The 20682-nt window shown below is 71.4% G+C and carries 20 protein-coding genes; 7 read left to right on the top strand and 13 right to left on the bottom strand.

From position 1 onward, the window contains the following. Window positions 1-77: 77 nt before the first annotated feature. Window positions 78-1064, top strand: a complete 987-nt coding sequence (locus AB0M08_RS29715) for an aldo/keto reductase (protein WP_364500160.1) — start codon at window positions 78-80, stop codon at window positions 1062-1064. 64 nt (window positions 1065-1128) lie between these two features. Here the strand turns inward: AB0M08_RS29715 and AB0M08_RS29720 are convergent, their stop codons facing one another. The 5 genes from AB0M08_RS29720 to AB0M08_RS29740 form a co-directional block, all read right to left on the bottom strand. Beyond that, on the bottom strand, window positions 1129-3156 hold the full coding sequence (locus tag AB0M08_RS29720) for an ATP-binding protein (protein WP_364500163.1): 2028 nt from the start codon (window positions 3154-3156) through the stop codon (window positions 1129-1131). A 121-nt stretch (window positions 3157-3277) separates the two neighbouring features. Next, entirely contained in the window at window positions 3278-4201 is a 924-nt protein-coding gene (locus tag AB0M08_RS29725) for an ABC transporter substrate-binding protein (RefSeq protein WP_364500166.1), read from the bottom strand. A gap of 27 nt (window positions 4202-4228) precedes the next feature. After that, entirely contained in the window at window positions 4229-4882 is a 654-nt protein-coding gene (locus AB0M08_RS29730) for an ABC transporter permease (protein WP_364500169.1), read from the bottom strand. Further along, window positions 4879-5526: an ABC transporter permease gene (locus AB0M08_RS29735; RefSeq protein ID WP_364500172.1), complete on the bottom strand. Its 648-nt coding sequence runs from the start codon at window positions 5524-5526 to the stop codon at window positions 4879-4881. Before AB0M08_RS29735 ends, AB0M08_RS29730 begins: the two co-directional genes overlap by 4 nt. Beyond that, window positions 5523-6476: an ATP-binding cassette domain-containing protein gene (locus AB0M08_RS29740; RefSeq protein ID WP_364500175.1), complete on the bottom strand. Its 954-nt coding sequence runs from the start codon at window positions 6474-6476 to the stop codon at window positions 5523-5525. Before AB0M08_RS29740 ends, AB0M08_RS29735 begins: the two co-directional genes overlap by 4 nt. A gap of 113 nt (window positions 6477-6589) precedes the next feature. Between AB0M08_RS29740 and AB0M08_RS29745 the strand changes: the two genes are divergently transcribed. After that, entirely contained in the window at window positions 6590-8011 is a 1422-nt protein-coding gene (locus tag AB0M08_RS29745) for an aromatic amino acid lyase (RefSeq protein WP_364500178.1), read from the top strand. Between the two features lie 90 nt (window positions 8012-8101). Here AB0M08_RS29745 and AB0M08_RS29750 read toward each other — a convergent pair whose 3' ends face one another. After that, on the bottom strand, window positions 8102-8518 hold the full coding sequence (locus AB0M08_RS29750) for a VOC family protein (RefSeq protein ID WP_364500181.1): 417 nt from the start codon (window positions 8516-8518) through the stop codon (window positions 8102-8104). Between the two features lie 120 nt (window positions 8519-8638). Here AB0M08_RS29750 and AB0M08_RS29755 point away from each other — a divergent pair, with 120 nt between their 5' ends. Next, on the top strand, window positions 8639-9106 hold the full coding sequence (locus tag AB0M08_RS29755) for a hypothetical protein (RefSeq protein WP_364500184.1): 468 nt from the start codon (window positions 8639-8641) through the stop codon (window positions 9104-9106). A 2-nt stretch (window positions 9107-9108) separates the two neighbouring features. On the opposite strand, the gene AB0M08_RS29760 is transcribed toward AB0M08_RS29755, so the two are convergent. Together AB0M08_RS29760 and AB0M08_RS29765 are read right to left on the bottom strand one after the other, a co-directional pair. Further along, window positions 9109-9600 carry a cysteine dioxygenase family protein gene (locus AB0M08_RS29760; protein ID WP_364500187.1) on the bottom strand — a complete coding sequence of 164 codons (492 nt, stop codon included), beginning with the start codon at window positions 9598-9600 and terminating at the stop codon, window positions 9109-9111. Next, a complete protein-coding gene (locus tag AB0M08_RS29765; protein ID WP_364500190.1) occupies window positions 9597-10472 on the bottom strand; it encodes an amidohydrolase in 876 nt (291 codons plus the stop codon). Before AB0M08_RS29765 ends, AB0M08_RS29760 begins: the two co-directional genes overlap by 4 nt. Window positions 10473-10544: 72 nt before the next feature. On the opposite strand from AB0M08_RS29765, the gene AB0M08_RS29770 reads away from it, so the two are divergent. Next, window positions 10545-11531, top strand: a complete 987-nt coding sequence (locus tag AB0M08_RS29770) for a LacI family DNA-binding transcriptional regulator (RefSeq protein WP_364500193.1) — start codon at window positions 10545-10547, stop codon at window positions 11529-11531. Here the strand turns inward: AB0M08_RS29770 and AB0M08_RS29775 are convergent. Together AB0M08_RS29775 and AB0M08_RS29780 are read right to left on the bottom strand one after the other, a co-directional pair. Beyond that, window positions 11500-12885: an aromatic amino acid lyase gene (locus tag AB0M08_RS29775; RefSeq protein WP_364500196.1), complete on the bottom strand. Its 1386-nt coding sequence runs from the start codon at window positions 12883-12885 to the stop codon at window positions 11500-11502. The genes AB0M08_RS29770 and AB0M08_RS29775 overlap by 32 nt on opposite strands. Beyond that, the gene (locus AB0M08_RS29780; protein WP_364500199.1) at window positions 12882-13883 is read right to left on the bottom strand and encodes an ornithine cyclodeaminase family protein; all 1002 of its coding nucleotides are present in this window, start codon (window positions 13881-13883) and stop codon (window positions 12882-12884) included. Before AB0M08_RS29780 ends, AB0M08_RS29775 begins: the two co-directional genes overlap by 4 nt. A 51-nt stretch (window positions 13884-13934) precedes the next feature. Here AB0M08_RS29780 and AB0M08_RS29785 point away from each other — a divergent pair, with 51 nt between their 5' ends. Continuing rightward, complete coding sequence (locus AB0M08_RS29785; RefSeq protein WP_364500202.1) at window positions 13935-14780, top strand: MurR/RpiR family transcriptional regulator; 846 nt, start codon at window positions 13935-13937, stop codon at window positions 14778-14780. A gap of 636 nt (window positions 14781-15416) precedes the next feature. On the opposite strand, the gene AB0M08_RS29790 is transcribed toward AB0M08_RS29785, so the two are convergent. Next, on the bottom strand, window positions 15417-16046 hold the full coding sequence (locus AB0M08_RS29790; protein WP_364500205.1) for an MBL fold metallo-hydrolase: 630 nt from the start codon (window positions 16044-16046) through the stop codon (window positions 15417-15419). A 553-nt stretch (window positions 16047-16599) separates the two neighbouring features. On the opposite strand from AB0M08_RS29790, the gene AB0M08_RS29795 reads away from it, so the two are divergent. Both AB0M08_RS29795 and AB0M08_RS29800 read left to right on the top strand, forming a co-directional pair. After that, window positions 16600-16941 carry a hypothetical protein gene (locus tag AB0M08_RS29795; protein ID WP_364500269.1) on the top strand — a complete coding sequence of 114 codons (342 nt, stop codon included), beginning with the start codon at window positions 16600-16602 and terminating at the stop codon, window positions 16939-16941. Further along, window positions 16941-17339 carry a roadblock/LC7 domain-containing protein gene (locus AB0M08_RS29800; protein WP_364500208.1) on the top strand — a complete coding sequence of 133 codons (399 nt, stop codon included), beginning with the start codon at window positions 16941-16943 and terminating at the stop codon, window positions 17337-17339. The genes AB0M08_RS29795 and AB0M08_RS29800 overlap by 1 nt, the downstream gene beginning before the upstream one ends. A 320-nt stretch (window positions 17340-17659) precedes the next feature. Here AB0M08_RS29800 and AB0M08_RS29805 read toward each other — a convergent pair whose 3' ends face one another. Both AB0M08_RS29805 and AB0M08_RS29810 read right to left on the bottom strand, forming a co-directional pair. Then, complete coding sequence (locus tag AB0M08_RS29805; protein WP_364500211.1) at window positions 17660-20395, bottom strand: AAA family ATPase; 2736 nt, start codon at window positions 20393-20395, stop codon at window positions 17660-17662. Continuing rightward, a complete protein-coding gene (locus AB0M08_RS29810) occupies window positions 20362-20556 on the bottom strand; it encodes a hypothetical protein (RefSeq protein WP_364500213.1) in 195 nt (64 codons plus the stop codon). Before AB0M08_RS29810 ends, AB0M08_RS29805 begins: the two co-directional genes overlap by 34 nt. Between the last annotated feature and the right edge of the window lie 126 nt (window positions 20557-20682).

Raw genomic sequence — 20682 nt, forward strand, 5'->3', positions numbered from 1 at the left:
ATCGCAGAGCCTCCCTGAGGGCGGGGGCCCGCAGTAGCGTCGGAGTCGCAGAAAGCAGCGACGAAAAGGAGCACACCATGCACACGCGCACGCTGGGTGGCGGACTCGAGGTGTCCGCTCTCGGTCTCGGCTGCATGGGCATCAGCCACGGACTCGGGCCCGCATCGGACCGGGCCGACGGGATCGCGGTCATCCGGGCCGCGGTCGAGGCGGGCGTCACGCTCTTCGACACCGCCGAGGTCTACGGACCGTACGTGAACGAGGAGGTGGTCGGCGAGGCGCTCGCACCGTACCGGGAGCGGGTGGTGATCGCCACCAAGTTCGGCTTCGCGATCGGCGACGAGGGGCGGCAGAGCGGCCTGGACAGCCGTCCCGAGCACATCCGCCGGGTCGTCGACGCGTCGCTGAAGCGGCTCGGCGTCGAGACGATCGACCTGCTCTACCAGCACCGGGTCGATCCGGACGTGCCGATCGAGGAGGTCGCGGGCACGGTCAAGGAGCTGATCGAGGCGGGCAAGGCCCGGCACTTCGGACTCTCCGAGGCGGGCGCCGCCGTGATCCGGCGCGCGCACGCCGTGCAGCCGGTGACCGCGCTGCAGAGTGAGTACTCGCTCTGGTGGCAGGAGCCCGCGGCGGAGATCCTTCCCGTGCTGGAGGAGTTGGGCATCGGCTTCGTGCCGTTCAGCCCGCTCGGCCGTGGCTTCCTGACCGGCAAGATCGACCAGAACACGTCGTTCACCCCGGGCGACATCCGCTCCAGCCTGCCCCGGTTCAGCGCCGAGGCCCGCCAGGCCAACCAGGCGCTGGTGGATCTGCTGGGGGCGGTGGCCGTCCGCAAGAGCGCGGCACCGGGCCAGATCGCGCTCGCGTGGCTGCTCGCCCAGAAGCCGTGGATCGTCCCGATCCCGGGCACGCGCAACATCGGCCGCCTGACCGAGAACGTCGCGGCCGCGGACATCGAGCTGACCGCGGACGATCTGGCCGAGATCGACACTGCAGCAGCGAAGATCCAGGTGGAGGGCGACCGCTACCCGGAGAAGATGCAGCGCATGATCAACCGCTGACCGTCTTGGCCGGAGCAGCAGCCGGAGGGGAGTCGGCGGGTGGCTGCGGGGTCAGGGCGGCCGGTCAGGGCTGGGTGAGGGGGAGGCGGACGCAGGCCAGGGTGCCGGAGGGGTCGTTGTCGATCAGCTCGATGGTGCCGTGGTGGAGCTGGACGACCGCGCGGGCCAGGCTCAAGCCCAGGCCGTGGCCCGGGATGCCCTGGTGGCGTACGTTGCTGCCGCGGTAGAAGCGGTCGAACACCCGGGCCCGCTCGGCCGGGGGCATGCCGATGCCGGTGTCGGCGACGCCGAGCACGGCCGTGTCCTCCTCGGCGCGGAGGCTGATCCGGACGGTCGCGCCGGGTGGGCTGTAGGTGATCGCGTTCGCGACCAGGCCGTGCACCACCTGGCGGAGCCGGAACGCGTCCCCCTCCACCTCCAGGCACGATGGCAGGTCCAGGCTGAGGTGCAGGCCCACGGTGGACGGGCGCACGGCGGCCACCGCCTCGGCGACCACCTCGGCCAGGTCGACCGGCTCGATCCGCGGGGCGGCGTGGCCCGATTCCAGGCCGGCCAGGTCGAGCAGGGTGTCGGCGATGTCCTGGAGCGTACGCGCGTTCCGGTTGATCGATTCGACCATGGAGCGGAGGTCCTCGGCCAGCGTGCCTGCCTCGTCGGCGAGCATGGTGGCGTTCGCGGTGATCGAGGTGAGCGGGGTGCGCAGCTCGTGGCCGATCAGGTCGATGAAGTCGTCCTGTGCCCTGGTCAGCTGGCGGGCGAGCTGCTCGGCCCGGCGCAGCGCGACGTAGACGCCGATCTGCGCGGCCAGCCCGCCGATCAGCACGACCAGCTGGTCCTCGTGCGGTTCGGGGGCGCCGGCGTAGCAGGTGAGCACGCCGAGCAGGGTCCCGCTGTCCCGGACCGGGACGGCGAGCACCGTGCGGACACCGTGGCGCAGGCACATCGCGACCCGGTGCCGCTCGTACGCGCTGCGCAGGTTGGCGTGTGCGGTGATGTCCGGCACCCAGATCGGCTGGCCGGACTGCCAGACCCGGCCGGTGATGCCGTACCCGAGCACCGGGGTGTGACCGAAGAGCTCCTCCCGGCCCTCGCCCCAGTGGCCGACGCCGCGCAGCATCCCGCTCGCCTCCTCGATGAGGAAGAGCTCCGCACCGGCCCAGCGCAGGGCGGTGACCAGGATCTTCATGATCTCCGGGGTGGCCTCGGCGAGCGATGCCGAGCCGCGCAGGCACTCGGCGACGGCGTCCTGGCAGGCCCGGAACCTTTCCGTACGGCGGGTGGCCGTCACCTCGTTGGCCACGCAGACCGCACCGATGCCGCGCTCGCCGGGTCCGAGGATGGGCCGGGCGGTGGCGACGAACGTGCGCGCGGCCCGGCCCGGCAGCTCGACGGTCACCTCGGCCTCGACCAGGCTCTCCCGCAGCGCCCGGACCAGCGGCGCCTGCTCCCAGGGGATCGGGCGGCCCTGTTCGTCCCGCAGCGTCGCGCCGGCCGCGAGCATCTCGGGGGCGGGCATCTCGCCGGTCTCCGGGATGCTGTGCGCCTCGCGGGCGTACCGGTTCATCACCACGATCTGACCGTTCTCGTCGCAGGCCGCGACACCGACGGTCAGGCTGTCCAGCAGCGCGGTGAGGAAGCCGTCGCTGCGGTCCACCGGTTCAGCACCGACAGGCGCGGCGTCCGGGGTGAGTACGCCGGCGGGCGGGGTGAGCAGCGAGGTCATCGACGTGAGCAGGATCCGCTGCCGTTCGGACCAGGCGCGGGGCTCGCGGTCCATCACGATCAGCGCGCCGATCGGGGTGCCGTCGGGGGCGTGGACCGGGGCCGCCGCGAAGGAGCGGACGCCGCAGTCACGGGCCAGGGCGTGGTGGGGCGTCGGCGCGGAGGACGTGTCGTCGCAGGTGGTCACGGTGCCGCGCTCGCCGACGTACCCGGAAAGGGCCTCGGCGAGAGGAACCGGTGGCGAGCCGGCGTGCCGATCGTGGAGCCGGATCGACGCCATCGGAGCATCGAGAGCCAGGGCCGCATGGTGCGCCAGGGCGTCCAGCGCGGTGATCTGCCCGGCTGCCCGGGCCTCGCGGATCGTCACCATAACTCGCATCTTCCGCTCGATGTCCCGCGAAAGTTGCCCGATTTTATCGGTTTATAAACGCAAAAAGCGAAGCCGCCCCTACCCGAAAAACGAAGTGGGGCGGCTCCGGAGACGCTCGGGATCAGACGAGACCGTTATCGGTCAGGAAGGCCTTCGCCACGGTCGCCGAGTCCTGCTTGTCGACCTGCACCTTGGCCAGGTACGTGGTCAGGTTCTCGGTGGTCAGCTTGGCCGAGACGGCGTTGAGCGCGCCGCTGACCGTGGTGTTGTTCGCGGTGCTGCGGATCAGCGGGATCACGTTCTGCGAGGTGTAGAGGTTCTTCGGGTCCTCGAGAACGACCAGGTTGTTGGTCTTGATGCCGGAGTCGGTGGAGAAGATGTTGCCGACCTGGATGTCGCCGTCGGTCAGCGCCTTCATGGTCAGCGGGCCGCCCGCGTCGAGCGCCTTGAACGACTTGAACGTGACGCCGTACAGCGACTCGAGGCCCTTGAGGCCCTGGTAGCGCTCCTGGAACTCGGCGCCGGCGCCGACGATCAGCTGCCCGTTGATCGCCTTGAGGTCCTCGATGCTCTTGAGGTTGTACTTGGTGGCGGTCGCCGAGGTGACGGTCAGCGTGTCCTTGTCCTCGGCGGCCGACTGGTCGAGCACCTCGGTGCCGGTCGGCAGGTTCTTCTTCAGCTCGGCGAGCACCGCGTCCGGGCTGCTGACGCCCTCCGGCACGCCGCTCTTGGCGAGGTACGCCAGCAGCGCGCCGTTGTACTCGGGCAGCAGGTCGATCGAGGCGTCCTCGAGCGCCTTGATGTAGAGCTCACGGGAGCCGATGTTGAACTTCCGGTTGACCTTCACGCCCTTGGCCTCGAGGGCCTGCGAGTAGATCTCGGCGAGCAGCTCGCTCTCGGCGAAGTTGGCCGAGCCGACCGTGACGGTCGAGGTATCACTGCTGGCGCTACCGGCGTCATCACTCAGCGGGTCGCTGTTGGCGCCACAGGCGGTCAGGCCGAGGGCGAGCGCGACGCCGGCGGCGGCGATCTTTATCGACTTCATCAGGGGACCTTTCGGGGAGGGTGGGTGTTATCGGGTCAGGCCGGGTGACACGATCCAGCGCTGGATCAGGCCCAGGAACAGGTCGAGAACGATGGCGAGAGCGGCGACGACGATGGCACCGGCCAGGACACGGGAGTAGTCGTTGACGGCCAGGCCGTCGATGAGCAGGCGGCCCAGACCGCCGAGGCCGACCGCGGCGGCCACCGTGGCGGTCGCGACCACCTGCAGCGCGGCGTTGCGGAAACCGGCCAGGATGACCGGCAGTGCCATCGGCAGCTCGACCCGGAACAGCACCTGCAGCGGGCGCATGCCCATGCCCTTGGCCGCGTCGACCACCCGGTGGTCGAGGCTGCGCATGCCGGCGTACGTCGAGGTGAGGATCGGCGGGACGACCAGCACGGTCAGCGCGATCAGCACCGGTGTCAGACCCAGCCCGAGGAGCGTGACCATCAGCATCAGCAGGCCGAGGGTGGGCAGCGAGCGCCCGGCGTTGCCCGCGTTGATCGCGATGAACGAGCCATGCCCGGTGTGCCCGATGTAGAGCCCGACCGGCAGCGCGATGACCGTGCCGATCAGCAGCGCCAGCACGGTGTAGCCCAGATGCGACAGGATCAGCTGCGGGATGCTGCCGTCCTCGCTGAACGCCCAGTGCGCGGGGTCGAAGAGGTACGAGAGGTTCATGCGGAGGCACCTCGCCGGGTCCAGGGCGTGACCGCCCGCTGCACCAGCACGATGATCAGGTCGGCGATGCCCGCGAGTAGCACCGACAGGATGATGCCGATGATGATCGGCTCCAGGTAGAAGAGCTGGAAACCGCGGGTGAAGAGCTGGCCGAGACCGCCGATGCCGATCAGGGCGCCGACGCTGACCAGGCTGATGTTCGAGACGGTGGCGACCCGCAGACCGGCCAGGATGACCGGCAGCGCGACCGGGAACTCCACGTCGACCAGGCGGCGGAAGCGGCGGTAGCCCATCGCGGTGGCGGCCTGGGTGATCACCGGGTCGACCGAGCGCAGGCCGTCGGCGACCGTCCGGGACATCAGCGCGGTGGTGTAGATGGTCAGCGCCACCACGATGTTGACCGGGGAGAGCACCTTCGTGCCGAGCACCACCGGCAGGAAGACGAAGAGCGCCAGCGACGGGATCGAGTAGAGCACCCCGCACGTGTTGATCAGCGGGTGGTAGAGCCAGGTGAAGCGGACGCCCAGGTAGCCGATCGGCAGCGCGATCACGAATCCGAGGAGCACCGGCAGCAGCGCGAGCCAGATGTGCTGCTGCAGCGCGTCCAGGACGACCTGGTGGTTGTTGGTCAGGTACTGGATCACGGCTGCCGCCCGGCCAGATGATCGGCGACGTCGTGATGGGTCACGTAGCCGTCCGGCTCGCCGTCCGCGCCGAGGCGGACCGCGATCCCCTTCGGGGAGCGGATCGCCAGGTCGATCACGAGGCGCAGCGAGTCGGCCTTCGTGAAGCTTCCCTCGTACGCGATATCCGCGGTGTACGGCCGGACGGTGAGGTCGGCCGCGCTGTCGAAGGAGAGGCTGCGCAGCCCCCGGTCGCGCCCGACGAACTCGGCCACGAAGTCGTCGGCGGGCTTGGCGAGCAGCTCCTGCGGGGTACCGAACTGGGCCAGCACGCCGCCCTGCCGGAAGATCGCGACCATGTCGCCGAGCTTGATCGCCTCGTCGATGTCGTGGGTGACCATCGCGATCGTCTTGCCCAGCTCCTGCTGCAGCCGGAGGAACTCGCGGTGCAGCTGCTCGCGGACCACCGGGTCGACCGCGCTGAACGGCTCGTCCATCAGCATCACCGGCGGGTCGGCGGCGAGCGCCCGGGCCACCCCGACCCGCTGCTGCTGCCCGCCGGAGAGCTGGGCGGGATACCGCTTGGCGAACTCCTCGCTGAGCCCGACGCGTTCCAGCAGCTCCAGCGCGCTCTTCCGGGCCTCCCGCCGGGTCTTGCCGACCAGCACCGGGACGGTGGCCACGTTGTCCAGCACCGTCCGGTGCGGGAAGAGACCGGCGTGCTGGATCACGTACCCGATCCCGCGGCGCAGGGTGGCCTCGTCCTGGCCCGCCACGTCCCGGCCATCGATGAGAATCCGGCCCGCGGTGGGCGCTACCATCCGGTTGATCATGCGTAGGGACGTGGTCTTGCCGCAGCCGGAGGGCCCGACCAGCGCGGTCAGCTTGCCGGTGGGCAACTCGACGGAGAGATGGTCCACCGCCGTACTACCGCCGGGGTAGACCTTCACGACGTCATCAAATGTGATCACGGTGCTCCCGTTGCTCCCTGGCGGTCACTGTCGATCTCATGAATACTACTATTCATACTTGCGTTGTGGTGAATAGGATTGTTACGGCTCGTTAACAGGGGTGCGGAGGCTCCATGCAGGCCCTTCTTCTCGACGGCACCGGCCTGACCGTCCCCGCTCTGGCCGCCATCGCGACCGGAACCGTACCGTTCACCGTCGACCGCTTCGCGCTGGAACGCGTCGCGGTCGCCCACACCCGGTTCGTCGAGGCTCTGGTGCACACCCCGGTCTACGGCGCCAACACCGGGGTCGGCGCCAACCGGCACGAACAGGCCAGTGACCTCGGTCTCGCCATCCTGCGCAGCCACTGCGCCGGAGTCGGGCCCGAGGAGGACGACGCCACCGCCCGGGCCACCATGGTGGTCCGGCTCAACCAGATCCTGGCCGGCGGCAGCGGCGTCTCCCGGCGCACCACCGAGGCGCTCGCCGCCGCCCTGCGCGACGACGCCGTACCGACCCTGCACGGCTGGGGTGCGATCGGCACCTCCGACCTCTGCGCGCTCGCCGAACTCGGTCTCACCCTGGTCGGCGAGCGGCCCTGGCGGCACGCGCTCGGCCCGGTCATCGAGCTGGAACCCACCGACGCGCTGCCGCTGATCAGCTCCAGCGCGCTCACCCTGGCCACCGCGGCGCTCGCCCTGACCACGGCGGAGATGCTGCTGCGCGCGTCGATCGTGACGGCGGCGCTCTCCTTCCTGGCCCTGCGGGGCAACCTCGAGGCGTACGACCCCATCGTGCACCTGTCCCGCGCCCACCTGCTCCAGCCCGAGGTGGCCGCGGCGGTCCGCTCCATCGTCGCCGGGGGCGGGCCCGCCGTCCGCATCCAGGACCCCTTCGGCCTGCGGGTGCTCCCCCAGGTCACGGCGCCCGCGCTGGCCGCCACCCGGAATCTGGCCGCCGTGCTCGCCGCGGAGCTCAACGCCGCCGCGGAGAACCCGCTGGTCACCTCGGACGGCGTACGTCATCACGGCCAGTTCCACACCGCCACCCTAGCCACCGCGCTCGACACCGCACGCGGAGCGCTGCTTCCGGCCCTCGCGCTCTCCTCCGCCCGCCTCGGCCTGCTGATGCGCCCGGACATGACCGGGTTGCGGGCTTTCCTGGCCGATGGTCCCCCCGGCGCCTCCGGCCTGATGATCACCGAATACGTGGTTCAGGACCTTCTGGCCTCGATGCGCGCCGGCATCCACCCCACCGCGTCGGCCACCCTCTCCATCTCCCTCGGTGTCGAGGAACACGCCAGCTTCGCCACCCAGGGCGCCCGTGACCTGCGCGCGATGACCCGCCTGGCACCGACGCTGATCGCCGCCGAGCTGCTCGCCGCGATCCGGGCCCTGCGCATCTCCCCGGAGCGGCTGACCCCCGGACTGGCCACGCACGCGTTCACGGTGGTCTCCGACGCCCTGGACCCGGACCTCACCGACCACCCGCTCGACGCCGACCTGCACAACGCCGCCGCCCTGCTCCCGGCCCTGGCCGCCCTGCTCCCCCTCTGAAGCGGTCCGCGCCCGGTCCCGGCTGGTGCGCGGGGGTGTCTCCGGCCCCTCGGCACACCCCTGCGCACCAGCCAGAAGAGCGGGCGCGAGTCAGTGCAGGCAGAACTCGTTGCCCTCGGGATCGCGCATCACGTGGGTGGTCGGGCCGCGGTCGGCGTGCGTCTCGACCAGGGTGGCGCCGAGCCCGGTGAGCCGGGCGATCTCGGACTCCTTCTCCTCCGGCTCCACGTGCACATCGATGTGGCAGCGGTTCTTGGCGGTCTTACCCTCCGGTACGCGCTGGAAGAAGAGCCGCGGCTCGGTACCGGACGGGTCGCTGCACGCGGCCACGTCCCGGAACGCGGAGCGCCCGTCGATCTCGATGCGCTCGTCGGCCGCGAGCCGCCCGGCCGCGACCAGCTGGTCGACCAGCGCGGAGTGGTCCTCGACCCGGGTGCCGAAGACCTGCGCCCAGAAGCGGGCCTGAGCGTGCGGGTCACCGCAGTCGAAGGCGATCTGTGTCCTCATGACCGCCGATCCTCCCGCAGGCAGCGGTCACCGGATGACCGCAATCGCCCAAAGTCCCACCGACGACCCGGCGTACGGCACAGAATGTGGGCGGGGCCGAGTCGACGTCGAGGTAGGCGCATGCCGAACGTATCCCGGACAGCGTGCCGGCTGGTGGCCGTGGGTCTGGTCGTCGTCGCGTCGGCCGCCGGGTGCGGCTCCGACGACAGCGGCGGCGGCAGCGCGGAGCCGGCGGTCAGTCTCGTGTCGCCGAAGGCCACGCCCTCGCCGAGCCTGCACAACCTGAAGAGCCCGGAGACGGGGAACATCATCGTCCGGCTCAAGGACCGTACCGGCTCGTGGAACGAGGAGGTCGGCTCGGCGGACGACACCGGTTCCCTGCTGATCGCGATCACCTGCATCGGCGGCGGCGCGGTCTCGGTGAACTACAGCGACAGCGCCGGCGACGAGGGCACCACCACGCCGGCCTGCAACGGCATCGTCGCCAAGAACGAGGACCAGGACATGGCCGACGGCAAGGTGAAGATCACCATCGAGCCCGACGGCGACCAGCACTGGTCGGCCCAGATCGTCCGCGGCGCCCAGTAGGGTCAGACCTCCAGGGGCCGCAGCTCGTCGGCGTAGCTGACGGCCCGCCGGCGCAGCACCCCGCCCGGGCTGATCGAGTACTGGCCCATCCGCCAGAGCGGCGGCGAGTACGCGTGCAGCGACACCGACCCGTCCTCCGCGCCCGCCATCCGGTGGATGTGATCGGGTCCGAAGGCGAACACCCGCCCCGCGCGGACCACCCGGGTCACCGGCTCACCGCCCATCCGCGGGTTGGACTCGGAGACCGCGCCCCGGGTGACCGCGACCGCACCGGACGAGGTGTCGTGGTCGTGCCAGCCGGTGTCGTCCTGGAGGTTCCAGCAGAGCACCCAGACGTCGATGTCGGCGTCCCGGTGCAGCTGGGCGTAGTGCCGCCCGCCGGTGTCGTGCCGGACCAGGTGCTCCCACAGGTCCGGGCGGGCGGCCAGATCGATCACCCAGGTCTGCAGCTCCTTGGGGGTGAGTACGCGCCCGGGCAGGGCAGGAAGGGTCACCGCGGTGCTCCTGTCAGGAAGTGGTGGGGGTTGGCGGAGAGCAGTGCATGACGGAAGGCGTCACCGAGACCGGGGTCCAGGAGCGGTTTCGCGTACGGCCGGTCGGAGCCGTGCACGATCCCGTCCACGCCCACGACACGGACCATGGCGTCGATGGCCCGCGTCCCGTAGGAGGAGGTCTCGTAGTAGACGTTCGGGTCGACCGGGCCGAGCGCGCCCCCGCGGGCGGCCAGGCGCTCGTGGTGCAGCGGGGCCAGGCCGGCCAGCGCGACGAACCCGATCCGCAGGTCACGGCGCCCGGCGAGGTGCCAGGCGAGCCAGGCCTGGTGCAACTGGGCGACGTACGGGACCAGCGCGGGCCACCAGGAGGGGAGATCGTCGGCGCAGGCCGGGGCGGGCCCGGGATGCACCAGCAGCGGTTTGCCCGCGTTCTTCAGGACGTCGAAGAGAGGGTCGAGGCGCTCGATGGCCGCCGGATCGGCGAGTGCCGTGGCCGGGAGCTGGAGGCCGACCACCCGGTCGGCGCCGAGGATCTTCTCCAGTCCGGCCGGATCGGGCTCGACGACGGACGCGGCGGCCCAGACGTGGAAGGGCTCGCCGAGCCCCCGTGCCGACGCGTGCCAGATGTCGGAGAATTCGTGAGACTCCGGGAGATATTCCAGGCCGAGCGGGCTGGAGAGCGAGAGCAGTACCCGCTCGGCGGGATCGTCCGCGCGCCTCGCGACGTCGTGGTCGTCCGGGCACACCTCGAACGGCGGCTCACCCGGGAGGTGCAGGGTCCAGCCGCGCAGATAGCCCCGGCTGCGCAGGGCGTCGATCAACGGCTCGGGCCATAAATGCTGATGGCAGTCCGTGTGAAGCGCTTCACCCATGGGAAGAAGTGAAGCGCTTCCCTACCCCGTGGCGCAAGGAGAATCTTGTAAACAGAGTGTTAGGCTCGGTCGATGTCACGGCAGCCAGCACGCCGGACGCTGCAGGATCTGGCCACCGCAGCCGGCCTCTCGCTCGCCGCGACCTCCTATGCGCTGCGCGGCGTCCGCGGCTCCCCGGCGACCATCACCCGGGTTCGCGAGCTCGCCGCCGAGCTCGGCTACACCGTCGACCCGATCGCCCGGGCGCTGGCCAGCGGGCGTACCGGATCGATAGGGGTCAGCGGCTCCCTCCGCGATCTCTGGCAGCAGGACCTCTCGGTGATGCTGACCCGGGCACTGCGGAAGCGGGGGCACTACGCGACGATCGCGGACGCGGACGCGGACCCCGCGCAGGAGCGCCTGATCGTCGAGCAGTTCGCCGCGCAGCGGGTGGACGGGGCGCTGGTCTCCCCGGTCGACCCGTCCGCGGACTACTGGCGCCTGCTCGAACCGGGCGTCGCCGTGGTCTCGATCGGCGACGCGCTGGTCAGCCGCCCCGAATCGGGTTCGGTGCTCTTCGACAACCGGTACGGCGTGGACACCGCCCTCGCCCACCTCGCCGAGCTCGGCCACCACCGGATCGGCCTGCTCGCCCCGGCGCTCCCGTCGACGCCGGGCCGCCCCGCCGAACTGCTCGCCGCCGAGATCGCCGCGGAGCGTGGCCTGGACCTGATCGCGATCAGCGCCCCGGCCGCGATGAACGACGCGGTCGAGGTGGTCGCGGAGCTACTGGCCGCCCCGGCCCGCCCGACCGCGCTCCTCTGCCTGACTGACTCCCTGGCCTTCGCGGTGTACCAGGCCGCCCGCGCCGCCGGCCTGGCCATCCCGGGCGACGTCTCGGTGGTCGGCTTCGACGATCACCAGCTGGCCGGGTTGGTGAGCCCGGGCCTGACCACGATGGCCTGGGACGAGGAGGCGATCGTCGAGGCCGCGGTCGGCCTGCTCGCCCCGGACGCTCCCGAGGTACCGCCCTTCCGACCGACTCTGATCACCAGGGGCTCGACCGCAGCCGCTCGATGAGCCGGGCGATGTCCCGCCCGAAGGGCCGATCGGCGGTCGCGGTAGGACCTCCCTCTGACGTTTTGTCGGGAAATATCGCCTTAAAAGCTCCATCTAGCGGTAAAGCTGGCGCGAGCAATGCAGCCTGGTGCACCGCCAGCAGCTCGCACGCGGTCACGTCGCGCAGGCCGTCGAGCACCTCGGACAGGCACTCCACCGCCTCGAAGCCGAAACTCTGCACGTCCTCCTGGCCGAGCGACGTCTCCATCGAGCCGGCCAGCGACGGCGTCGCGAACCGGCGCATCCGGTGCACCACCCCGACCGCCCGTTTGTGGACCGCCACCATCCCGGCGTGCGCCCCGGGCGTGTCCGAGAGCTGCCGCGGCAACCCGGTCAACCGGTCGTCCAGCAGGCGGTGCAGCCGTGCGGCACCCAGCTCCGCCACGTGCGTCAGCGCCGCCACCAGCGCGTCCACCGCCGCGACGAGGTCGGTTCCGGCGAAGCCGGCGGTGCCCACGAAACCGCCGTCCAGGTGCGCCGGGGAGTCGGTGATCGCGGTCAGGGCCCGGTCGACCGCCTGCTCCACGCCCGCGGTCGCGCGTGCCGCCACCGCCAGCGCCGGCGCCGTCACCCGGAAGGAGACCGGCGCCTGCAGCGCGCGTCCCTCCCGCGCTCTCCGCAACCTCCGCAATTCCGCATTGACCGTACGCAGTTCCGCGTCCCCGGCGCCCAGCCCCGGATGCGACGGGTCCCCGCTGGCCCCGATGACGTCGTGCGAGGCGGCCGCGACCCGGAGCACCTGGTCCAGCAGCAGGCGCGCGTCCCCGGCGAAGAGGCTCGCCCGCCCGGTCAGCCCCGGCACCCCCTCCAGGAAGGCCACACCCTCCTTGGGCCCGAAACCCGTCCGCTCCAGCACTGCCAGCCCCAGGTGCGCCAGCGGGATGATCTCGCCGGCCGCCCCGCTCCCCCGTGCCGGGATCTCCGGGACCACGCCGCCGTTCAGCATCGCGACCAGGTGCTGGCAGAGCTCCGGGGACACCCCGGCGGCCGGGTCCAGGAAGGTCCGCAGGCGCACCGCGAGCATCGCCCGGGCCTCGTCCGCGGGCAGCCACGGCGCCGACCCGACCGCCCGCCCGGCCATCAGCGTGTTCTGGTGCCGCCCCTGCTCCGCGGCGCTCAACCGGATCCCCGCGAGCGCGCCCATCCCGGTGTTCACCCCGTAGACGGCCTGGCCACCGGCGAGATCCGCGATCACGGCGGCCCGGCTGACCTTGAGAGCGCCGAGCAGCGCCGGGTCCAGCTCGAACCGCGTGCCCTCCCGGGCGATCCGGCGGATCAGCGCGGGCCCGAGGTCCTCCGGGCGCTCGACGATCATCGGTACCGCAGCATCGTCCCGGTACCCGCCGCCTCGGCGCGCCTCAGGATCAGGTGACCGAGCGCGATGTCCAGGATCGACAGGCCCCGGTGCCAGAACAGGATCCGCTCGTCGTCGCGCTCCCGGCCCGGCTTCCGCCCGCTGACGATCTCGCCGAGCTGGGCGTAGAGCGACTGCTCGGTGAGCCGTCCGGTGTCCACGTGTGCCCGCAGCGCCCCGAAGCGGCCGGCCTGCGCCTCACGCCAGTCGTCGACGACGACCTTGTCCATCACGTCCAGCAGGTCGAGTTCCACAGCACTGATGGTCCCGTACGGAACCACGAAGGCGCCCGGCCGGACCGCCGCCGTACGCAGAAGGGGTTGTGGCTCTTGCAGTCTCGTGGCCTCGACCAGGATGTCCGCGCCGTCGTAGACCTCGTCGGCGGTCGCGACCACCCGAACGGGTGTATCGGTGGCGGCGCGGAGCTGCTCGGCGAAGGCCTCCCGCGACTCGGGGCGGCGGCTGGTGACCCGGATCTCCTCCAGCGGGAAGAGGCGGTCGAGGAGGGTGACGTTGGCGAACGCCGTGCCGCGCGCCCCGACGTGCCCGAGGATGCGCGAATCCGGACGCGCCAGGTGCTTCGCGCCGACCGCGGTCATCGCCCCGGTCCGCATCTCGGTGATCCAGGTGGCGTCCAGGATCGCCAGCGGCACCCCGGTCTGCGGGTCGTAGAGCGTCAGCATGGCCAGCTCGCTCGGAAGTCCGCGCTGGTAGTTGGGCACGAAGTCGCCGACGACCTTGACACCGCTCATGCCCAGCGGCGTCACGTGGCCGCGCAGGATGTTGAAGTGCCCGGCACCGCCGTTGTCCGGCACCAGGTGCGTACGCGGTTCGAAAACGGTCTCGCCACGCCCGTGCGCCGCGACCACGTCCTCGATCGCGGCGATCGCGTCGTCCGGGCCGATGGCCAGGGAGTCGACGTCGGCTCCGTTCAGGAACCGGAGCCAGATCTCGTTCATACGATGAATCGTTGCATACACTCCGAAGACTCCGTGTTTTAGGCTATTCACATGGGAGAGCGGCTGGACGACGACCGGGCCCAGGAGTGGTTGCTGAGCCGGGCCCAGCGGCACCGCCTCTCCCCGACCCAACGACAGATCGTCCAGCGGATGCTCGGGATGTTCCCCGACGTGGCGTTCCTGTCCACCATCGAGATCGCCGAGCAGACCGGGGTGAGCCAGCCCACCGTCACCCGTCTGGCCACCGCGCTCGGCTTCGCCGGGTTCCCCGAGTTCCGCACGGCCATGCGGGAGGCGGTCCTCGCCTCGGTACCGGACCAGCGGGTCCCCGCGTCCGAGAAGCAGGACGCGATCGACCAGGAACAGGCGAACGTCGGCACCCTGAAGCGGGTGGTGAGCGGCGCCCCGATGACCGCAGCCGTGACCGCCCTGTCCGGTTCTGACCCACTGGGCGTGGTCGGATTGCGGGCTTCCGCCGCGCTAGCCGACTATTTCGGATATTTCGCCCGCCGGGTGCTGCCGTCCGTCCGCGTCTGCACCGACGGGGCGAGCCTCGACGACGACCTCCTCCAGCTGCGCCACCAGGGAGCTTCGGCCGCGCTCTTCTTCAGCATGCCGCGCTACCCTTCGGGTACGGTCGCCGCGATCCGCCTGGCCCGCCGCCTGGGAATGACCACGGTGGTGATCGCCGACACGGCCCTGCTCCCGTTCGCCGACGACGTGGACGCCCTGCTGGTCGCCCCGGTCGGCACCGGCCTCGTCTTCGACTCCCACGCCGCCGGCGTAGTCCTCGCGATCACCCTGCTCGACGCGGTGGCCGCGGTCCACCCACAGCGCACGCAGCAGCGCTTGGAGGCCCACGAGTCCCTGGTCGACCGCTGGACCCACGACACCTGACCCACCCTTGACCCCGCTGGTCGATTCCGGCGGGATCGTCGTCGCCAGCGGGGGTCGCGGGATGGGCGTTCTCGGTCATGGTCCGGGTTGGGGGTTATCCACAGCCGGGGTTTGTCCACAGGGCCCCGGGCCAAGATCACCGTTATGTGCCACTGTTCCGTTAGGGATGGGGGTTACCCCCGGTCGGGGTGGGCCCCGACCGGCCGGACTTGATCAACATTTCATGATCAACTGCGGGTTGGATCTTGGTGGCTGGTGGTGAGGGGTGTGTCGGCGGGCTCAAGTGACCCGTGAGCGCCAGCTTTCCCGGCGCGGCTGGCGTTCACGGGTCACTCGGAGCGCCTGAGACACCCCTGGCCACCAGCCGACCGGCCCGAGGCACCCCGGATCGCCAGCCGGACCGGCCTGAGACACTCCGGATCGCCAGCCGGACGATCCGCGGTCGGCGAGCGTTTCGGACGGGCACTCGCCACGGGATCCGGCGTCCCACCCGGGCGGTCCAGAATCGACCAGCAGGGTCACCCCACCACCAGCCCGGGCCGGCCCGCCCACACCGCCAGCCCAGCCCGGCCCCACCACCGGCCCAGCCCTACCCCCGACACACCCCAGCGGGCAGCGGGCAGCGGGTGAGGATTGTCAGTGGCCGCGGTCGATCCACTCCTGGAGGTGCGGGGCCTCGTCGGCGATGGAGGTCGGGTCGCCGTGACCGGTGCGGACCGCGGTGTCGGACGGCAGGGTCAGCAGCCGTGAGCGGATCGACGTGATGATCGTTGGGAAGTCCGAGAACGATCGGCCCGTGGCGCCCGGGCCGCCCTGGAACAGGGTGTCGCCGCTGAACAGGGTTGACAGCTCCGGGGCGTAGACGCAGACCGCGCCCGGTGCGTGACCCGGCGTGTGCAGGATCCGCAGATCGATGCCGCCTACCGTGATCACCTGACCGTCCGACAGCTCGCCGTCCGGGCGGCGGTCAGGGTGGGTCATCTCCCAGAGCGGCAGGTCGCCCGGGTGCAGCAGGATCGGAGCGCCGGTGGCCGCGGCCAGTGCCGGGGCGGCGTCGATGTGGTCGTTGTGGCCGTGAGTGCTGATGATCGCCTTCAGCACCCGGCCGGCCAGGGCCTTCTCGATCGCCGCGGCGTCGTGCGCGGCGTCCACGACGACGGCCTCCCGCTCGTCGCCGATGATCCAGACGTTGTTGTCGACGTCCCAGACGCCGCCGTCGAGGGAGAACGTGCCCGAGGTGACAACCCGGGTGATCGGCTCGGTCATCAGGTCCCTTTCGTGATCGTTACCGGTAAACCATCGCATGCCAGACCCGCGAGCCCGACGACGCGGTGCCCACGGCGATCGCCACGGCCCACACGACCGCCCGCGGTGGCAGCACGGCACAGAACGGACGGCACCGGGGACAGCAGCGCTGCGGCGCAGACCGACGGCGAGCGACAGGCGGGCAGCAAGCGACAGGCGAGCGGGCGAGCGGGCGGGCGAGCGGGCGAGCGGGCGGCGCGCAAAGGCGGGCGGCGGGGAGAAAACCGGAAAGTCGGGAATCTCGGAATGGCCAGGAGCATCGAGACACCGCCTCGCTGTCCATCCTCCGAGCCGATGTTTTCAAGATCATTCGGGCGACCCCTACCGTGGTCAAAGGCACTATGATCTTCACTTTCCGGCTGTACCTCGGTTTAGTTCAGTGCCCTGGCAAATAGGGCGTGCCACTGTTGCCGCGGCAGCCCGGCCGATCGTGCTGGTCAGGCCCAGCCGGCGTCCCACCGTAAGCGGAATTGGAGTACACGCAGTGAATATCGAGACGGCGCTCAAGGAAGCGATGACCATCGAGGGCGCGATCGGCGTCGCTCTGGTCGACTACACCTCCGGTCTGACGCTGGGCATTCTCGGCGGTGGCCCGACGATGGACATGAACATCGCGGCGGCCGGTAACACCGACGTGATCCGGGCCAAGGTCCGCACCCTGGAGATGCTGGGCCTGCAGGACGGCATCGAGGACATCCTGATCACCCTCGACAGCCAGTACCACCTGATCCGCCTGCTCCAGAACAAGCGGAACGGCGAGTCGTTCTTCCTGTACCTGTCCCTGAACAAGTCGCGCGCCAACCTCGGCCTCGCCCGCCACCAGCTGCGCAAGATCGAGGCGGAGCTGGACGTCTGATGACGGCTCCGGGTGACATCGACCAGCCGGTATACACCGAGCTGGCCGGCCTGCGCTACCAGGTGCCGGGTGTTCTCGGCTGCGTGGTCGCCGGTGTCGACGGACTGCTCATCCTGCACGACACGAGCACCGGTACCGAGCCGCACGACGTGGCCGCGCTGGCCGCCGGCGCGCACGGCATCAGCCGTACCACGGGCGCCGTGCTCGGCCAGGGCACCTTCGCCGACGTCACGATCCACAACAGCAACGGCTACCTGGCCGTCTACGCGATCGGCGACCTGGCGCTGCTGGCCGTCATCGGCGAGGGCAACCTCAACATCGCCCGCCTGCACCTCGAGGCCCGTCCGGTCACGGCTCGCCTCGCGAACATCCTGCAGATCCGGTCGGCGCGCCTCTAGGCACGACTCCCCCCGAAGCCCCGGGCGGCTTCACGGCGTACGCGAGATGGAGTGCGCGTACGACGACGCCGGCGCCCGAGACGCACGGCATGCCCGAAAAGCTCGATCACGAGAAGGGCCGGCATCTGCCGGCCCTTCCGCTTTATCCGGAAAAAGCGCACAACAAAGTCAAGTTCCCTGCGAAGGTACGCCCACCCCGCCCACCAGCGCCTCAAAAGGCGGCCACCGCCGGGGGCCGCGGATCCGCCATCATCATCCGACGACCACCGCAGCCCCCGCCGTCGCGGTGAGCTCCGGGCACCCGGACCGGGCGCTACCGGTCAGGCGCGGCTGAGCAGGTCGCCGACCTCGGTGCGGGAGGAGACGCCGAGCTTGCGCAGGATGTTGGAGACGTGGACGGCCGCGGTCTTCGGTGAGATGTAGAGGCGCCGGGCCAGCTCGGTGTTGGTCAGACCGTCACTGATCAGCACCGCCACCTCGCGCTCGCGGGGTGTCAGCGCGGCCGGACCGGAGACGGCGGGTGCGTCCGCCGCGCCCATCCCGAGGCGGGCGCGCACCTGGATGAGCTGCACGCACCGCCAGCCCCGCCACCCGGAGAGCAGCCGGGACGCCGCCTCCACCTGCGCGGACGCCTCCTCGCGACGACCGCCGGCCAGCAGGCACCGGGCCGCGCCGATGTGGGCCGTACCCCGGGTGGCCGGGCTCAGGATGTTCGCGTCCGTGATCGACAGGTAGCCGTCGAGCGCCTCGGCGTGCCGGCCGTACGCCTCCGTGACCTGCGCCTCGACCAGCGTACGGAAGGCGTCCCAGACGTCCTCGTCCAGCAGTTCCCGCAGCATCCGGTCGAGCCGGTCCGCGGGCATGCCCAGCTCCCGCGCGGCGGAGATCAGGTCGTGGGCCATCTCGCCGCTGCGCCACGTCTGCTCGGCCAGCCCGGCGATCAGCGCGGACAGCGCGGTCTCGGCGCGCGCCACGTCACCCCGGCGGCAGGCGACGTGGAACACCAGGCCGGGAATGAGCGTCGGGCCGTTGTTCGGCAGCGTGGCCAGGTCGGTGATCAGCCGTTCGACCCGGTCCAGCTCGCCCGCCTCCAGGTAGAGCCCGGCGAGGAAGACACCGTGGTAGTCCGCCCAGCGGCCGCGGCGCCGGTAGCCGTGCTCCAGGTCGCGGCCCTCCTCCAGCGCGGCGATCGCGCCGCCCAGGTCACCGGCGCGCAGCGCGAGCCGGGCCCGTCCCCGGTAGTAGGTGGCCACGGCGAGCGACTCGAAACCGGCCCGTTCGGCGGCGGCCCGCATCCGTTCCAGGATCTCCGCGTGCTCGGTCGGCGAGGTCGGCGGCTCGCCGTGCACCAGCACGTTCAGCGCGCGGGCGGCGAGCACCCACTCGCCGGCCTTCTCCGCCTCGTCGATCAGGCCGGAGAGGATGGCACGGCCCTCGGCGGCGGTCTGCGGGCGTTCCGCGTATGTCGAACCCTTCTCCACCAGCGCCGCCAGACGCACCGCCGGGAGGTCGAACTCGTCCGCCAGGGCCAGCGCACGGTCCGCCCAGTCCAGGGCCGGCGGGAAGTCGTCCCGCAGGTAGGCCGACTGGGCGATCGCGGTCATCGCGCGGGCCTGGTCGGCGCCGGGCGGCAGCATCGCGATCAGCGCCTCGATCTCCCCGGTCAGCGCGCGCATCTCCTGCGCGGCCTGGGACTCCCACGCGATCCGGACCAGCAGGTAGAGCGACTCGGCCCGGTCGGTGGCGCAGGCGGCCAGGTCACGCCAGCGCCGGCCGTACCGCAGGGCGTCGTCGAGCAGCCCGACCAGCCACGCGGCCCGGGCCGCCGAGGCGAGCAGGTCCGCGTCGTCGGGTGCCTCGTCGAGGCCCATCTCGGCGAGCTGCAGCGCCTGGTGGGCCGAGCCGATCGACAGGTAGACCACGGCACCGCGCCGGGCCGCGGCGATCATGTCGTCGTACCGTCCGGCGCCGCGCGCGTGGTGCGCCACCATCGCCGGGTCGGAGCCGCCCGCGCCCAGCAGCACGTCGAGCGCGGACTCGTGCAGCCGCCGCCGCTGCCGTCCGAGCATGTGGTCGGCGATCGCCTCGCGCACCAGCGCGTGCCGGAAGGCGAACTCGTCCTCCCCCGACTCGACCAGCACACCGCGCATCACCAGATCCCGCAGCACGGCGATCAACGCGTCCTCGCCGGTGCCGGTCACCGCCGCGAGCAGGTCGAACGGGATCCGGTGCCCGAGCACGGTGGCCGCCTCGACGATCCGGTGGCTGACCGGCTCCAGGTCGTCCACCTGGCGCCGCAGCACGTCGGCGAGACTCCACGGCAGCGGCTGCTCGACGAGCGCCTCGACGGCGTACCCGGGAAGCGCCCTTAAAAGCTCCTCCAGGAAGAAGGGATTGCCTCCGGTCCGGTGGTGCAGCGCGGTCGCCGCCCGGGGAGAGACCGGGGCGCCGGTCGCCGCGGCCAGCATCGCCGCACTCTGCGCGGGCGTCAGGCGGTCCAGGCGCACGTGGGTGACCGTGTGCCGCCGCTCCATCCGCGCCAGCAGCCCGGAGACCGGTTGCCGGCTGGTGACCTCGTCCGGCCGGTAGGTCCCGACGAGCAGCCGGGGCTCGTGCTGGTCGGCGATCCGCTCGAACAGCGCCGCGCTCTCCGAGTCCGCCCAGTGCAGATCCTCGAACACGATCACCGCGGGCGCGTCGCCGATCAGGTCCCCGACGATCGCCAGCCCGGTGTGCAGCCGCTCGACCGGGCTCCGCGTGGCGTCCGCGAGCGCGGCCAGCTGCTCCTCGTCGACGCCGCCGAGCCCGTCGATCGCGTCCAGCAACACCTCGTACGGCCGGGAGAGCGACCCCGGCTCCGCCTGCCCGACCAGCACCACGGTCTCCGCCGGCAACCGGTTCAGCAGCTCGTGGACCAGGCGGGTCTTCCCGATCCCGGGCTCCCCCGCGATGATCGCCACCGCGGGCTCCCGCGCCGAGGCGAGCCGCGCCAGCCTGCGCAGCTCACCCTCCCGCCCGATCATCACCGGGCTGACACCGCCACGGAATGCTCGCACGGCGTCAGCGTACCGGTGGGCTTCCCGCGTGCCGCCGCCCGCTTCCGGCACGCGAGCGCCTCACGGGCCCGGCTCAGCAACCGCTGCCGGTCCGCCTCGGCGATCAGCTCCCGGCGGTGATCGTTCGCCAGCATCAGCGCCACGTCCGGATGAATCATCATGGCTCGTTCTCCTCGCCGTCGTCGTTGCCCTTCGATGTATCCATCCTCGGGTCTCCGGCACATCGCCACATCGGACACGACTACCTATATTCGCTGGTCAGAGCGGTCTAGGCAGCCTACTGGGAG

The organism is Actinoplanes sp. NPDC051851 (assembly GCF_040681165.1).
In the GTDB taxonomy this organism is placed as follows: domain Bacteria; phylum Actinomycetota; class Actinomycetes; order Mycobacteriales; family Micromonosporaceae; genus Actinoplanes.